This window comes from Leucobacter aridicollis, assembly GCF_024399335.1.
Taxonomy (GTDB): domain Bacteria; phylum Actinomycetota; class Actinomycetes; order Actinomycetales; family Microbacteriaceae; genus Leucobacter; species Leucobacter aridicollis_A.
Genome location: NZ_CP075339.1, coordinates 1,718,819 through 1,734,193, shown reverse-complemented (window position 1 = coordinate 1,734,193; position 15,375 = coordinate 1,718,819). Strand labels below are relative to the sequence as shown.

The window sequence follows — 15,375 nt, the reverse complement described above, 5'->3', positions numbered from 1 at the left end:
GTCTCGACTGTCAAGACTGGCATACTCCGAGCTTGTTCTCTAGGCTGACGCCAGCGGCGAACACGGAAGTTTTTTAGAACACATGTTCGAATCGTGGGCGGGGAGACGCTAAGCTAGGGGAGTGACTTCTCAGAGCAAAACACCTATTCGTTCCTCGGCAGCGCACGCGCACATCAGTGTCCAGGGCGCTCGGGTGCACAACCTCAAGAACGTTGACCTTTCGATTCCGCGGGACTCGCTCGTTGTCTTTACTGGCCTATCGGGCAGCGGTAAGTCGAGCCTCGCGTTCGACACGATCTTCGCGGAAGGGCAACGTCGCTACGTCGAGTCATTGAGCGCCTACGCCAGGCAGTTTCTTGGCCAGGTCGACAGGCCCGACGTCGACTTTATCGAGGGGCTGAGCCCCGCCGTGTCGATTGACCAGAAATCAACGAACCGCAACCCGCGCTCGACAGTGGGCACGATTACTGAGATCTATGACTACATGCGTCTGCTCTGGGCCAGGGTCGGTATCCCGCACTGTGCGGTATGCGGCGAACGCATCGAGTCTCAGACCGTGCAGCAGATTGCCGACCGCCTCATGCAGCTCGAGGAGCGCACCCGCTTTCAGGTGCTTGCACCCGTCGTCTCAAAGAAGAAGGGCGAGTTCGTCGACCTGTTCCAGGAGCTCGCGGCGACTGGATACTCCCGCGCGATAGTGGATGGCGAGCTCATCCAGCTCAGCGACCCACCGAAACTGAAGAAGCAGATCAAGCACGATATCTCGGTCGTTATCGACAGACTCGTCGCCTCTCCGGATGGGCTGGGCAGGCTCACCGACTCACTGGAGACCGCACTTCGGCTCGCAGACGGCACGGTGCAGATCGACTATGTTGACCGCGACCAAGACGCAGATGACCGCATGCAGCTGTTCTCGGAGCAACTCTCATGCCCGAATCAGCACCCAGTTCAACTCACGGAGATTGAGCCACGGACATTCTCGTTCAACGCCCCCTTCGGCGCGTGCCCAACGTGCTCCGGGCTCGGTACCAGCATGTCTGTCGACGAAGACCTTGTGCTTGGCGACCCTGAGCTGTCAATCAGCGAGGGCGTGATCATTCCGTGGACGAGTCAGGGCAAGAGCCTCTACCAGTACTACGAGAAGCTTCTCGTTGGCCTCTCAAAAGACCTCGACTTCTCACTGAAGACCCCCTGGGGCGAGCTCGACGAAGACGTGCAGGAGGCTGTACTTCGAGGCAACGACTTCAAGGTCAACGTGCGCTGGAAGAACCGGTTCGGCAGAGAGGTAAAGTACACAAGCGGGTTTGAGGGTGTCATCCCGTTCATCGAGCGGCAGTACGCTGAGGCCGAAAGCGACAACCGCCGCGAGCGATGGTCCGAGTTTCTGCGTGAAGTTCCCTGCCACGTCTGCAACGGCCAGCGACTGAAGCCTGAAGTGCTCGCGGTGACCGTCGATGACGAGTCGATCGCGAGTGTTGGCGAGTTCAGTCTGCTCGACGCCAAGCACTTCTTTGACAGCGTCGAACTCAGCGAACGAGACGCGAAGATCGCCGCTCAGGTGCTTCGCGAGATCAGGCTCCGCTTCGACTTCCTCATCGAGGTTGGGCTTGGGTACTTGACGCTCGCTCGCGCCGCAGGCACCCTGTCAGGCGGCGAGGCCCAGCGCATCCGGCTCGCGACCCAGATTGGCTCGGGACTTACGGGAGTGCTGTACGTGCTTGATGAGCCGTCAATCGGCCTGCACCAGCGCGACAACAGGCGCCTTATCGAAACGCTCGTGAAGCTCCGTGACCTTGGCAACACGCTCATCGTCGTTGAGCACGATGAGGAGACGATTGAGGCAGCGGATTGGCTTGTCGACATTGGCCCCGGCGCCGGCGTCGAGGGTGGCACCGTGGTCCACTCGGGGCTGCTTCCCGAGTTGCGCGCGAACACCAACTCAGTCACGGGCGACTATCTCGCTGGCCGCCGCGCCATAGAGACGCCACTGACGCGCAGGCCACTCGACAAGAATCGCGAGCTCAAGGTCGTCGGCGCCCGTTCGAACAACCTCCAGAATGTCGACGCAACATTCCCGCTTGGCGTCATGACGGCGGTCACCGGCGTCTCAGGCAGCGGTAAGTCGACGCTCGTGAACGACGTCCTCTACCGAGTGCTCGCAAATCAGCTGAACGGCGCCCGCATGGTCCCGGGCAAGCACACTCGTGTCACTGGTCTTGAGCACCTCGACAAAGTGGTTCATGTCGACCAGGCACCGATCGGTCGCACGCCGCGCTCGAACCCCGCGACGTACACTGGCGTCTTTGACAAGATCCGTAACCTGTTTGCAGACACCCCCGAAGCGAAGACTCGCGGCTACCTGCCTGGCCGCTTCAGCTTCAACGTCAAGGGCGGCCGGTGCGAGGCATGCTCGGGCGATGGAACGCTGAAGATCGAGATGAACTTCCTCCCCGATGTCTACGTCGCCTGTGAGGTGTGCGGCGGCAACCGATACAACCGAGAGACGCTGCAGGTTCGTTACAAGGGCAAGAACATCGCCGAGGTCCTCGAGATGCCAATCGCAGAGGCGGAACAGTTCTTTGAGCCGATCTCGTCGATCCACAGGTTTATGAAGACCCTCGTCGACGTCGGCCTCGGCTACGTTCGACTCGGCCAAAGCGCCACAACCCTTTCGGGTGGTGAGGCGCAGCGCGTAAAGCTCGCAACCGAGCTACAGAAGCGCTCGAACGGCCGCAGCATTTACGTGCTCGATGAGCCAACAACTGGTCTGCACTTCGAAGACGTGCGTAAGCTCCTGCTCGTACTGAACGGGCTTGTCGACAAGGGCAACACCGTCATCACGATTGAGCACAATCTCGATGTGATCCGCAGTGCGGACTGGGTGATTGACCTCGGCCCAGAGGGCGGATCCGGCGGTGGAACGATCCTCACCACAGGCACCCCGGAGCAGGTCGCGCAGCACTCAGAGAGCCACACGGGCGTGTTCCTTGCCGAGGCGCTTGAGAAGGCTCCCGTCGCGCGGACGGCACGGAAGGCGCTCGCGGTGGCGCCTGGGGCACCCGTAGCTACCAAAGCAAAGAAGTCTTCGGCAAAGAAGTCTTCAGTACAGAAGGCCCCGGCGAAGAAGTCGCCAGCACAGAAGGCCGCCGCGGCTACGGTCGTCTCGTGAGGGCGGCGGCGTGACAACTGACCCGCGTCGCGGGGGCAATTTAGCAGGTGAACCTGCTGACCCCCGCGACGCGTTCAAGCCCGCGTCGGGAGAGATCCCTACGAGCCCTGGGGTGTACCGCTTTTCAGACCGCCAGGGCCGCGTACTGTACATCGGCAAGGCGAAGAACCTCAGGGCTCGGCTTGCGAACTACTTTCAGCCGATGCATTCGCTCATGCCGCGCACCCGCCGCATGCTGTCGCTGGCCGCAAACGTCGACTGGACTGTCGTTGCAAGTGACACCGAGTCGCTCGTCCTCGAGCACACCTGGATCACGGAGTACAAGCCTCCGTTCAACGTGCAGTTCAAGGACGACAAAACGTACCCCTACCTTGCTGTGACGCTGGGGGAGGAAGCCCCACGGCTGATTATTACCCGAAACGAACGCATCAAGGGTGCGAGATATTTCGGGCCCTACCCGAAGGTGTGGGCAATCAGGGAGACCGCTGCTCTGCTGCAGCAGGCCTTTCCAATTCGTACGTGCAACGACGCCGATTACAAGCGTGCGATGGCGAGCGGCAAGCCGTGCCTCGCGGGCCAGATCGGGCGGTGCGCGGGTCCGTGCTCCTTCACTGTGACAGTTGACGAGCATCGCGAGCGCGTGGGCGCGCTGGTGTCGTTCCTCGGAGGCAATTATCAGTCGCAGTTCAGAAAGCTGCAGCGCGGCATGAAAGACGCGGCCGCCGAGCAACGTTACGAAGACGCGGCGAGGCTTCGCGATCAGGTCGCGGCGGTCGAGCACGTGATGGAGAAGAACGCCATTGTGCTCGGTCACGAGGTAGATGTCGACGCGTTCGGTCTCCGCACCGATGAGCTCTCAGCCGCGCTTCACCAGTTCATCATCCGGGGAGGTCGCGTGCGTGGCGAGCGCAGCTGGATTGTTGACGTGGAGCTCGACGACTCGCCCGGGCGGCTGCTCGAGCAAGTGCTGCAGACTGCGTACGAGGGCGGGCATGAGCCACCCCCGGAGATCCTCGTACCGCAGCTGCCAGACGGGCTCGCCTCGCTCGAAGAGACCCTCGCCAAGCTCCGCCCGCGCAAGGGAAAGGTGCACATTCGCACTCCCGAGCGCGGCGACAAAGCCCAGCTCATGGACCGGGCGACGTTGAATGCAGGCGAGAATCTCATGCGTTACAAGCTCAAGCGTGCCGCTGACATCACGTCACGCACCGACGCACTTGCCGAACTGCAGCAGGCCTTGGGCCTCAGCGAGGCTCCACTCAGAATCGAGTGCATCGACGTCTCCCATTTGCAGGGGACCGGCGTTGTCGCGTCACTCGTGGTGTTCGAAGACGGGCTTCCCGCAAAGAGCGAGTACCGAAAATACAGGATCGAAGAGACGACTGACGATACTGATTCGATCTACCAGGTCGTGTCACGCAGGGCGGCTCAGTTGAACCTTGCTCGTGAGTCAGGTGAGCTTCCATCCGGTGCGTATCGCGCCCGCCCGCAACTCCTCATCGTCGATGGCGGCGAACCGCAGGTGAAGGCCGCGCACCGGGCGTTGATGGAGGCAGGCATCACCGACGTCGCGCTGTGCGGCATCGCAAAGCGGCTTGAAGAGCTGTGGTTGCCAGAGGATCCCTTTCCTGTGGTGCTTCCGCGCACGAGCGAAGCCCTATTTCTCGTACAACGCGCCCGCGATGAGGCGCACAGGTTTGCGATCACATTCCAACGACAACGTCGCAGCGAGGCCATTGCTTCGCAGCTCGCGGACGTACCTGGACTCGGGCCGAAGCGTGTGCAACAGCTCCTTCGGCACTTCGGTTCTGCGACGCGCCTGAGGGCCGCCTCGATCGAGGAGCTCGCGGCAGTGCCTGGCATTGGGGAACGCACGGCCGAACAGATTCTCAGCCACCTTACCCGACTCCGCAAGGGCGCGCCTGACGCTAAGATTGACGATGCGCAGACAGACACGGAGCTTGAGGAGGGTGCGGATGAATGAGGTCTCAACAGGTCAGGAGATCCTGATCGTCACCGGCATGTCCGGAGCTGGCCGAAGCACCGTCGCGAACACCCTCGAGGACCTCGGCTGGTATGTCGTTGACAACCTGCCGCTGTCGATGGTCAAGACCCTCGCAGACATGGCTGACAAGTCAGGCGGGGCGCTTCCGCGCATCGCGGCTGTTGTCGATGTTCGCGGTCGGGATCTTTTCGCCGATATCCAAGAGACGGTGAACGAGCTGCGCCACACAGCGACAGTTCGCGTCGTCTTCCTCGATGCTGCCGACGATATTCTCGTGCGCCGTTACGAGAGCGTCAGGCGGCCGCACCCGCTCCAGGTTGAGGCAGGGGGGTTGCTTGAGGGCATTCGCCTTGAGCGCGAACGTTCCCAGGAGCTTCGTGCGACGAGTGACGTCGTTGTCGATACCTCCGGATACAACGTGCACCAGCTCACCACTGCGACTCGTGAAATGTTCTCGTCAGAGGACGTCGCGGGCCTGCAGCTCACCGTGATGAGCTTCGGCTTCAAGTATGGGGCCCCGACTGACGTCGACCTCATGGCAGACATGCGGTTCATTCCGAACCCGTTCTGGGAGACCGATCTTCGCTCACTCACCGGTGTTGATCCGGCTGTGAAGGACTACGTCCTGAGCCGTGAGGGTGCCACCGAGTTCATTGATGCATACGTCGCAGCGCTGACCCCGGTTTTTGCCGGCTTTCAGCGCGAAAACAAGCGACACGCATCGCTCGCCATTGGGTGCACTGGCGGTAAACACCGCTCCGTGGCTGTCGCCCGCGAGCTCGCAGACCGGCTTGCCGGCCTGCCCGGCGTGAGCGTTCAGCTCCGCCACCGCGACCTCGGTCGCGAGTAAATGCCGGCGCGCTTCGCCGTCATTTAGTTTGCTATTCACCTGTTTCGAAAGGAATATCTGTGCCGAGTACCGCCGATGTCATGAGCGAGCTGGTGAAGCTCCCCGTGCAACGGACTGGGGAGAGAATGGCGGAACTCGCCACGATCCTGCGCTTGTCTGGCGGCCTACACACGATCAACGGGCGTATTGCCCTTGAAGCTGAACTGCACACTCCGCAGACAGTTCAGCGCGTGCGAAAAGACCTTGCGGAGCTCTACGGCGTGCGCGCCGAAGCCCGACAGTTGCCCCCCACAAGTGTGCGCCCAGGCGCACCGCAGTTCCTTGTCCGCGTTATCGACGGCGAGACCCTCGCCCGCCAGCTGGGACTGCTCGATCAGCGACGCAGGCCGATCCGCGGCCTCCCGAACCGCGTGACAACCGGCGACTCGAAAGAACTCGCCGCCGCCCTGCGTGGAGCATTCCTTGCTCGCGGAAAGATCACCCCTCCCGGCCGCACAGTCAGCCTTGAGGTTGTGTGCCCGAGCAGCGAGACGGCCATGGCGCTCGTTGGTGCCGCGAGCAGGATCGGTGTGGACGCGAAGAGTCGCGACATCCGCGGCGTATCGAAGCTGCTTGTCAGGGACGGAGAAGCGATCGGCACACTCCTCGGAGTGATGGGAGCCGAGCAGTGCCGTGAGGCATGGGACAACCTCCGAAAAGCTCGTGAGACCCGTGCGACAGCCAACCGGCTTGTGAACTTCGACGATGCAAACCTGCGCCGCTCTGCTGAGGCGTCCGTCGCCGCGTGCGCTCGCGTTGAGCGTGCGCTCGAGATCCTTGGCTCCGATGTTCCCGATCATCTCAGGTACGCGGGTCAGCTGCGCCTCACTCACCGCGAAGCGAGCCTCGATGAGCTCGGAGCCCGTGCCGATCCGCCCCTCACAAAAGACGCTATTGCTGGTCGGATCCGGCGCCTGCTCGCGATGGCCGACAAGGCTGCCGAGGACCAGGGAATCCCGGGGACCGAGGCGAGCGTTCCTGAGGAACTCGTCTGATCTAGCTCGCAGCGAACACTCGTTTCGACGTGTGTTCCCGCAATAGACTGCCTATCAGAAGCACTCAACAGAAAAGGAGCTGCCATGACCGCATACTCACTCCCTGAACTTCCTTACGATTACGCTGCCCTCGAGCCGCACATCAGCGGCAAGATCATGCAGTTGCACCACGACAAGCACCACCAGGCGTACGTCACCGGCGCAAATACGGCGCTCGAGCAGCTGGCCGAGGCCCGCGAGTCTGGAAATCTCGCGCCGGTGAACAAGCTCGAGAAGGATCTCGCATTCAACGTGGGCGGCCACGTGAACCACACGATCTTCTGGAACAACATGTCGCCCGAGGGCGGCGGCCGTCCCGAGGGCGAACTCGCGTCGGCGATCGACGAGTTCTTCGGTGACTTCGAGAAGTTCCAGGCACACTTCACCGCGACAGCCATGGGCGTGCAGGGCTCGGGCTGGGCAGTGCTCGCCTGGGATACCCTCGGCCAGCGCGCGAACATTGTGCAGATGTTCGACCAGCAGGGTAACCTGCCCGCCGGCACGGTGCCGCTCTTGATGCTCGACTGCTGGGAGCACGCGTACTACCTTGATTACCTGAACGTCCGCGCTGACTACGTGAAGGCGTTCTGGAACATCGCAAACTGGCAGGACGTCGCGAAGCGCTTTGAGACCGCGCGCAGCCAGACGCCCGGCCTGATCTAGTTCAGCTCACCACGAAGGAACCATGCGCACCCTCGATTCGCTCGGCCCGTTGGGCTCGAAAACAGTAATTGTCCGCTGTGACCTCAACGTGCCGCTCGCCACTGACGAGCACGGCGCGAAGAGCATCACCGACGACGGGCGGATCCGCGCCTCGCTCAGCACGATTCGTGAACTGCGAGAGGCCGGAGCGCGAATCGTGCTGATTAGCCACCTTGGCCGCCCCGAGGGCGCTCCCGATGAGCGCTACTCGCTGCGGCCGGTGGCCGAGCGCATGACTGAATTGCTCGGCACAGAGGTCGGCTTCGTCGACGAGACCGTCGGCGAAGCCGCCAGCGCCGCCGTCGCCGCGCTCTCCGACGGCGACGTTGTGCTCCTCGAAAACCTCCGCTTCAATCCCGGGGAGACGAGCAAGGACGACGAGGCCCGCGGAGCATTCGCGGCCCAGCTCGCGGAACTCGGTGATGCCTTCGTGTCAGACGGCTTCGGTGTTGTGCACCGCAAGCAGGCGAGCGTCTACGACCTCGCGAAGCTGCTGCCGAGCGCCGCTGGCCGCCTCGTGGCGGCCGAACTCGAGGTGCTTGAGCGTCTCACGGGCAAGGCAGAGCGACCTTACGCCGTCGTGCTCGGCGGTTCGAAGGTGTCCGACAAGCTTGGCGTGATCGCACACCTCATCGAACGTGTCGATACGCTCCTCATCGGCGGCGGGATGGTCTTCACGTTCCTCGCTGCGCAGGGGCACCCCGTTGGCGCGAGCCTGCTTGAGGAGGATCAACTCGACACCGTCCGCGGATACCTTGACCAGGCAGCCGCACGGGGCGTCAAGATCGTGCTTCCCACTGACATCGTTGTCGCGGAGCGGTTCGCCGCTGACGCGGCTCACGAAGTGGTTCCCGCAGACGCGATCGAATCGAGTTCGTTCGGTGCTTCCGGCCTCGGACTCGATATCGGCCCGGAGTCCGCTGCAGCGTTCGCTGAGGTTATCGAGGCGTCGGCAACTGTGTTCTGGAATGGGCCTATGGGCGTCTTCGAGATGGAAGCATTCGCCGAAGGTACCCGGACGGTTGCGCGTGCGCTCACTGAAACCTCTGGCTTTACTGTAGTTGGCGGTGGCGATTCCGCCGCCGCGGTTCGCGCGCTCGGCTTCGCCGACGATGCCTTCGGTCACATTTCGACTGGTGGCGGTGCGAGCCTCGAATTTCTCGAGGGCAAAGCTTTGCCCGGACTGGAGGTCCTCGCATGAACGACGCACCCGCGACAGACGCGCCCGTGCAGCCTGCGCCGCCCGTGAAGCGCACGCCGCTTATCGCCGGCAACTGGAAGATGAACTTTGATCACCTGCAGGCGATCGCGTTCGTTCAGAAGCTCGCGTGGAGCCTGAAGGATGCGCAGCACAACTACGGCGAGGTTGAGGTCGCTGTGTTCCCGCCGTTCACCGACCTCCGATCTGTGCAGACGCTCCTGACGGCCGACAAGCTTGCGGTTGCGCTCGGCGCGCAAGATGTCTCGCCCCACGCAGCCGGTGCTTACACGGGTGACGTCTCCGCTGCAATGCTCTCAAAGCTCGACGTGCGCTACATCATCGTCGGACACTCCGAGCGTCGCGGTGGCCACGGCGAGTCCGACGAGACAGTCGGTTTGAAGGCCCGCGCCGCCGTTGAAGCGGGAATGGTTCCAGTCATTTGCGTCGGTGAGACTGCGGAGGATCTCGAGGCGCACGGCGCCGCGGCGATCCCCGTGCAGCAGCTCCAGGCGGCGCTCGCCCAGCTTCCCGCAGGCGCAGAGATCGTTGTCGCGTACGAGCCCGTTTGGGCCATCGGCAGCGGTGACCCGGCGACTCCCGCACAGGCTGAAGAGGTTGGCAAGGCCCTCCGCGATGTTCTGCGCGCCGAGCGTGGGGATGCAGTGGCTGACTCCACACGCGTGCTCTACGGTGGGTCTGTCGCAAGTCAGAACGTGGCCTCGTACCTCAAGCAGCCAAACCTTGACGGTGCACTTGTTGGAGGCGCGAGCCTGAAGGTTGACGAGTTCAGCCGGATCGCGCAGTTCACGAAGCACGTCACCGTCTAACACCGCACGACAGACACTTCCTTCCCGCTTCCGCCCATTTCTCGGGCGCGGGGTATACTGGAGGCTGACTTATTGCGCCTCGCTGCGAAAGGCACCTATTTTGCTCGTACTGAAGATCGCTCTGATCTCGCTGCTCGTCCTCACGAGCCTGCTGCTCATCCTGTTCGTGCTGCTCCATAAGGGGCGCGGCGGCGGGCTCTCCGACATGTTCGGTGGCGGCGTGACTTCAAGTCTTGGGTCGTCGGGTGTCGCAGAGCGCAACCTCAACCGCCTCACAGTGATCGTGTCACTCGTGTGGTTTTTCTCGATCGTCGGGCTCGGCCTCGTCGATCGGTTCACGCTTATCTAGCATTTTTCGAAAGCAGGTCACCCGTGGCAGGCAGTAACGCCATTCGCGGTGCGCGCGTCGGATCCGGCCCAATGGGCGAGATGGATCACGGCGTGCGCGCAGAACGTAAGAAGGTCTCGTATTGGGACGCGCTCGGCAACGAGACTGTCCGCTACTTCGCGGCAGACGTGTCCGACGAGGACATTCCTGAGCAGATTGACTCGCCGTCAACGGGGCTCCCCGCTGGACAGGATCAGAGCAACCCACCTGAGCTCGCAAAGAACGAGCCATACAAGACGCACCTCGCATACGTGAAGGAGCGCCGGACGCCTGAGGAAGCAGAGGAGTTGCTTGAGGCCGCCCTGCTGAAGCTCCGCCAGCGCCGCGGTACTGCGAAGCTCACCGCCTAGCCTCCGCAGCATACTGTGACGCGTGACCCCCGATCCACATGGATCGGGGGTCACGCGTTTTCGCGTTCGGAGCCTCATCACCGAACGTGTCCTAGGATGAGGGGACACAGTAGTTCGCGAATGAAAAGGTAGCAATGACGCACCCCCAATGGAGCCCAACCGCCGAAGCAATCGAAACTGCAACAATCACTGAGATCACGAGATGGTTCGTCGAGAACCGGGGCTTGGATCCCGCGGCTGTGGGTGACTACGGCATGCTTCAGGCCTGGTCAGTTGCAGAGCCAGCAGCGTTCTGGGGCGGGGTCGCCGAGTTCCTCGGCGCCGGCTTCGTCGACCAGCCGCGCGCTGTCCTCGCCGGGACTGGGATCCGCGACGCGGTGTGGTTTCCGGGAGCGACCCTGAACTTCGCGGATCGTCTGCGGATTGGCGAGCCATCCCAGCCGGCCATCATCGTCGAGTACGAGGACGGCCGGATTGAGTCGCATACATACGAAGCCCTCCGAGGCGACGTTGCCGCATTTGCTGCATATCTTCGGAGCGTTGGGGTCGGCCGCGAAGACCGCGTCGTCGGCTATCTCCCGAACTGCTATGAGGGCGTCGTCGCCTTCTACGCGACCGCGAGCATCGGAGCGATCTGGTCACAGACTGGTATTGACTACAACGCGCCTGCGGCGGCGGATCGCCTCGGGCAGCTCGACGCGAAGGTGCTCGTGAGTGGCACCGGTTACGTGTTTCGCGGCGCAGAGTTCGACCGCTCGGCTGAGGCGACCGGACTGCTGCGCCTCATGCCCTCTGTTGAGCATACGGTCTCAGTGCCGACCCTCTCGGGTGCGGCAGGGGTCGATGGCGCAACGACATGGGCCGACGCGATCGCCGCGGGCGGCCAGCCGGAATTCTCGCCTGACCCCGTCCCGTTCGCACACCCGCTCTGGGTGCTGTTCACCTCGGGCACAACGGGCAAGCCCAAGGGCATCGTGCACGGGCACGGGGGAGTACTCCTTGAGCAGCTCAAGTCGCTCGCGCTCCAGTCAGACCTCACAGCAGGCGAGACATTCTTCTGGTACACGACGCCGAATTGGATGATGTGGAACATCCAGGTGAGCAGTCTGCTCTTCGGGGCGACGGCGGTACTCTACGTTGGCGACCCGATCTACCCCGGCCCTGAGAAGCTCTGGCAGGTCGTCGACAGGCACGGCGTGAACGTCTTCGGCACGAGCCCCGGCCAGATTCTCGCGTCGGCGGCTGCGGGCATCGATGTTCCCGAGTGCGCTGAACTTCGCCTCATCTCGAGCACGGGCTCGCCGCTTCCAGCTGCCGCGAACCAGTGGGTTCGCAGCGTGTTCGGAGACCGCGTGCCGGTGAACTCCGTGAGCGGCGGCACCGACATTGTCGGGGGGTTTGTTGGAGGGTCCCCAATCACCCCCGTCTGGGACGGCGAGATCTCGGCTCGCACGCTCGGAGTCGCCCTGGAGGTGTGGGACGACGCAGGCAGTCCGCTCATTGATGAGGAGGGTGAAATGGTCATCACGCGCCCGCTCCCTTCAATGCCATTGCGATTCTGGGGTGACCCAGACGGCAGCAGGTACCACGACGCCTACTTCTCAACGTACCCTGGAGTGTGGAGGCAGGGGGACTGGGCAACAGTCACGTCGCGCGGCACGGTCGTTATGCACGGCAGGTCCGACGCAACGCTCAACCGGCGAGGGATCAGGTTGGGAAGCGCCGAGATCTACGCGGCCGTTGAAGAGCTTCCAGACGTGTTGGACTCACTCGTCATCGGTATCGATACAGCGGACGGCGGGTACTGGATGCCGATCTTCGTCGTCCCGTCTGAGTCGTGGCAGGATGGCGACTCGCAGCAGCGAATCAGAGACGCCGTCGCAAGCCGCGCGTCGAAGCAGCACGTCCCAGATGAGGTCATTCTCACCCCGACGGTGCCACGCACACGGACGGGGAAGAAGATGGAGGTGCCGATTAAACGGATTCTGCTCGGCGCAGACCCAGCAGCGATCGGATCGATTGATTCAACCGACCAGCCGGAGGCGCTTCGCTGGTTCCAGGCCTACGCGGCCGAACGAACCCTCGATACATAACGCAGTGTGAGGTTGTGGCCGCCGAGACCGGCCGACCACAACCTCACACTGCGCAGAGCCGAGTTACTAGATCGACGCGATGAAATCGCGGAGGAACCCTGCCGGGTCGCTCGTCTCGACGGAGAGCACGCCGCGACCACGGGCCCGAAGCACCGAGGCGTCTCCACGGGCTTGCGCGCCAAACAGCGCACCGAACCCCGAATCTTCGCCGGGGATCGCGACCTCTCGGGCTCCAGTCTGAATGATCTGCAAGAACGCGCCGCAGCCTGGACCACCCTTGTGGAACTGACCAGTGGAGTGTAGGTAGCGAGGCCCGTACCCAAGCGCGACTGGCACACCCAATTCGCCGACAAGCGCCTGGCGAAGAGTCACGAGAAGTTCAGCAACCGCCGAATCGCTCGGGTCGACGTACGCCTGGAGGCCAACGTAGCCGTCACGACGAACGAGCGAACGCAGCCGAGCGTGAGTTTCGGCTGGAGAGGGCTCTTCAGCGACTGGTTCGGGAGGCTCACCAAGCGACTCCCGCGTCGCAATCTTCGCGGCTTCGACGTCAGGCTGATTAAATGGGTCGACGCCAAGCAGGAAACCCATCGCGGCAGTCGCGACCTGCCAGAGCAGCAGCTGCTCGCCAAGCGAGCCTTGGATGCCGATTCCAGGAGTTTCGGCTCCCTGAATCGCTGACAGTCGCACGAGTGTTGCAGTTGCTGCGCCGCTCGCTGTCGCGCCTGCCGGCAGTGCGATGGGGAAGACCCCCGTGCCCTGTTTACCTGTCGACTCCGCGACAAGCTGCTCGATCCACAATCCGAACTCGGCAGGGAGTGAGTCGTCAGACTGCAACTCAGCAACAAAGCGTTGTGGCACGCCCGAGGCGAGCGCCGCAGCAAGCACGAGGGCGGGGTTTCCCGAACTGTCAGCACTGAGCACGTCGCGCGAGTGGGCGCCTGCGGCGACGAGCTCTGCCATATCAGCGCCGGCAAGCATCGAGGGCACAATGCCGAACGCGGTAAACACCGAGAATCGACCGCCGACGTTTGGGTCGGCGAACACAATGCGCTTGCCTGTTTCGGCGGCGTCAGTAGCAAGCGTAGAACCAGGATCGGTGACGATCACGATCCTGTCGTTCGGGTCGATCCCCGCTCCCGCGAACGCGGCTTCAAAGGCGTGCATCTGGCTGACAGTCTCAACTGTTCCGCCTGACTTCGAGCTCACGATCACCGCCGTGCGCGAAAGGTCACTCTCGAGCGCGCGCCTGACCGCATCTGGGTGCGTCGAATCGAGCACGGCGAGATCGGGGGCGATCATGAGCGGGGCTAGGCTCGACCCGCCCATGCCGCACAACAGGAAGGTATCGACGCCTTCTGCAGCAAACTGCCCGGCGATCTTCTGTGTCTGTTCGATCACTTGGGCGGCGTTCGCTTCAAAGTCCGTCCAGCCAAGCCTCGTCGCGGCCTCCGCGGCGGCGGCGTCACCCCAGAGCGTCGCGTCCTGCGCGAAGAGACGAGTGGCGAAGCGTGCGTCGAGGAGCGAGTCGAGGCTTCGCGAAAATGCGTCGTCCCGACTCACTCCGGTGAGCGAAAGTGTCACTGAGCCGCCCTCAGAGCGCCCGTCACTGTCTCGACAAGATCATCCCAAGAGGCGTCAAACTTCGAGAGGCCCTCGACCTCGAGCTTGTCAGTGACATCGACATAGTCGACGCCCTGGCCGTCGATGAGGTTCAGCACCTGGTTGGCTTCGCCATAGGTGCCGCTCACGCGGTCACCCTGCACCTCGCCGTGGTCTGCGAGGGCGTTCAGCGTCGCCTCGGGCATCGTGTTCACCGTATTCGGCGCTGCAAGCTCGGTGACGTAGAGCGTGTCGGGGAGGTTCGGATCCTTCACACCCGTCGATGCCCACAGCGGACGCTGCGCGTTCGCGCCGAGCTCGAGGAGCATTTTCGCGCGATCGCTCGCAAACGACTGCTCGAACACTTCGTACGCGAGGCGAGCGTTCGCAACGCCAGCCTGGCCCTTGAGCGCGCGAGCTTCATCGGTGCCGACGGCCTCGAGACGCGCGTCAACCTCTGAGTCGACTCGAGAAACGAAGAACGATGCGACCGAGTGGATCTTCGAGATATCGATGCCTGCAGCGCGCGCACGCTCGAGGCCGACGAGGTACGCGTTGATAACCTGGCGGTAGCGCTCGAGGCTGAAGATGAGCGTCACGTTGACGCTGATGCCCATTCCGATGACCTCGGAGATCGCTTCGAGTCCCTCGACGGTCGCGGGGATCTTGATCATCGCGTTCTCGCGGTCGACCTTCGCCCACAGTTCTTTGGCCTGCGCGACCGTGCCTGCGGTGTCTCGGGCAAGACCGGGCTCAACCTCGATCGACACGCGCCCATCCCGGCCGCCAGTCGCTGCGAACACGCCAGCGAAGATGTCGCAGGCGTCGCGAACGTCGGCGGTCGTCAGCTCGGTGATCGTTGCGGCGGCGTCGAGTCCACTCTTCGCGCTCTCAGAAATGCGGTCGGCGTAGCCGACGCCCGAACCAATCGCGTTCTGAAAGATCGTCGGGTTCGTTGTTACGCCGACTACGTTTACTGTCTCGGCGAGTTCGGCCAGCTGGCCGCTCTCGATGCGTGTGCGGGACAGGTCGTCGAGCCAAATGCTCACGCCGACGTTGCTGAGTGCCTGAGTGCGCTCGTTGCTCATGGGTGCTCCTTCGATGCTGTCTGTGGG

The 15,375-nt window shown here is 63.0% G+C and carries 12 protein-coding genes; 10 read left to right on the top strand and 2 right to left on the bottom strand.

The features are described 5' to 3' along the window. Positions 1–121 precede the first annotated feature (121 nt). The 10 genes from uvrA to KI794_RS07720 all read left to right on the top strand — a co-directional run bounded on the left by uvrA (position 122) and on the right by KI794_RS07720 (position 12,658). Entirely contained in the window at positions 122–3,169 is a 3,048-nt protein-coding gene (gene uvrA / locus KI794_RS07765; RefSeq protein ID WP_255809682.1) for an excinuclease ABC subunit UvrA, read from the top strand. A gap of 112 nt (positions 3,170–3,281) precedes the next feature. After that, positions 3,282–5,153 carry an excinuclease ABC subunit UvrC gene (uvrC, locus tag KI794_RS07760; protein WP_370647874.1) on the top strand — a complete coding sequence of 624 codons (1,872 nt, stop codon included), beginning with the start codon at positions 3,282–3,284 and terminating at the stop codon, positions 5,151–5,153. Next, on the top strand, positions 5,146–6,024 hold the full coding sequence (gene rapZ, locus KI794_RS07755; RefSeq protein WP_119283778.1) for an RNase adapter RapZ: 879 nt from the start codon (positions 5,146–5,148) through the stop codon (positions 6,022–6,024). Before uvrC ends, rapZ begins: the two co-directional genes overlap by 8 nt. Before the next feature lie 59 nt (positions 6,025–6,083). Further along, complete coding sequence (whiA, locus tag KI794_RS07750; protein WP_255809680.1) at positions 6,084–7,058, top strand: DNA-binding protein WhiA; 975 nt, start codon at positions 6,084–6,086, stop codon at positions 7,056–7,058. A gap of 84 nt (positions 7,059–7,142) precedes the next feature. Next, positions 7,143–7,760, top strand: coding sequence for a superoxide dismutase (locus KI794_RS07745; RefSeq protein ID WP_119283776.1), 618 nt, complete (start codon positions 7,143–7,145; stop codon positions 7,758–7,760). A gap of 22 nt (positions 7,761–7,782) precedes the next feature. Continuing rightward, on the top strand, positions 7,783–9,000 hold the full coding sequence (locus KI794_RS07740) for a phosphoglycerate kinase (protein ID WP_255809679.1): 1,218 nt from the start codon (positions 7,783–7,785) through the stop codon (positions 8,998–9,000). Further along, positions 8,997–9,827 (top strand): triose-phosphate isomerase, encoded by an 831-nt coding sequence (gene tpiA / locus KI794_RS07735; RefSeq protein ID WP_119283774.1) that lies wholly within the window; start codon positions 8,997–8,999, stop codon positions 9,825–9,827. The genes KI794_RS07740 and tpiA overlap by 4 nt, the downstream gene beginning before the upstream one ends. 100 nt (positions 9,828–9,927) lie before the next feature. After that, on the top strand, positions 9,928–10,176 hold the full coding sequence (secG, locus tag KI794_RS07730; RefSeq protein WP_119283773.1) for a preprotein translocase subunit SecG: 249 nt from the start codon (positions 9,928–9,930) through the stop codon (positions 10,174–10,176). Positions 10,177–10,199: 23 nt separating this feature from the next. After that, positions 10,200–10,565, top strand: a complete 366-nt coding sequence (locus KI794_RS07725; RefSeq protein WP_119283772.1) for an RNA polymerase-binding protein RbpA — start codon at positions 10,200–10,202, stop codon at positions 10,563–10,565. A 134-nt stretch (positions 10,566–10,699) separates the two neighbouring features. Continuing rightward, a complete protein-coding gene (locus KI794_RS07720) occupies positions 10,700–12,658 on the top strand; it encodes an acetoacetate--CoA ligase (protein ID WP_255809678.1) in 1,959 nt (652 codons plus the stop codon). A 66-nt stretch (positions 12,659–12,724) separates the two neighbouring features. Here KI794_RS07720 and KI794_RS07715 read toward each other — a convergent pair whose 3' ends face one another. Both KI794_RS07715 and tal read right to left on the bottom strand, forming a co-directional pair. After that, on the bottom strand, positions 12,725–14,242 hold the full coding sequence (locus tag KI794_RS07715) for a glucose-6-phosphate isomerase (protein WP_255809677.1): 1,518 nt from the start codon (positions 14,240–14,242) through the stop codon (positions 12,725–12,727). Further along, the gene (tal, locus tag KI794_RS07710) at positions 14,239–15,348 is read right to left on the bottom strand and encodes a transaldolase (protein ID WP_119283769.1); all 1,110 of its coding nucleotides are present in this window, start codon (positions 15,346–15,348) and stop codon (positions 14,239–14,241) included. The genes KI794_RS07715 and tal overlap by 4 nt, the downstream gene beginning before the upstream one ends. Positions 15,349–15,375: the final 27 nt, after the last annotated feature.

Bases quoted from the DNA above. Each gene is read 5' to 3' on its own strand.
- KI794_RS07745 (WP_119283776.1), top strand. From the start codon at position 7,143: ATGACCGCATACTCACTCCCTGAACTTCCTTACGATTACGCTGCCCTC.
- rapZ (WP_119283778.1), top strand. From the start codon at position 5,146: ATGAATGAGGTCTCAACAGGTCAGGAGATCCTGATCGTCACCGGCATG.
- tal (WP_119283769.1), bottom strand. From the start codon at position 15,348: ATGAGCAACGAGCGCACTCAGGCACTCAGCAACGTCGGCGTGAGCATT.
- KI794_RS07740 (WP_255809679.1), top strand. From the start codon at position 7,783: ATGCGCACCCTCGATTCGCTCGGCCCGTTGGGCTCGAAAACAGTAATT.
- tpiA (WP_119283774.1), top strand. From the start codon at position 8,997: ATGAACGACGCACCCGCGACAGACGCGCCCGTGCAGCCTGCGCCGCCC.
- KI794_RS07720 (WP_255809678.1), top strand. From the start codon at position 10,700: ATGACGCACCCCCAATGGAGCCCAACCGCCGAAGCAATCGAAACTGCA.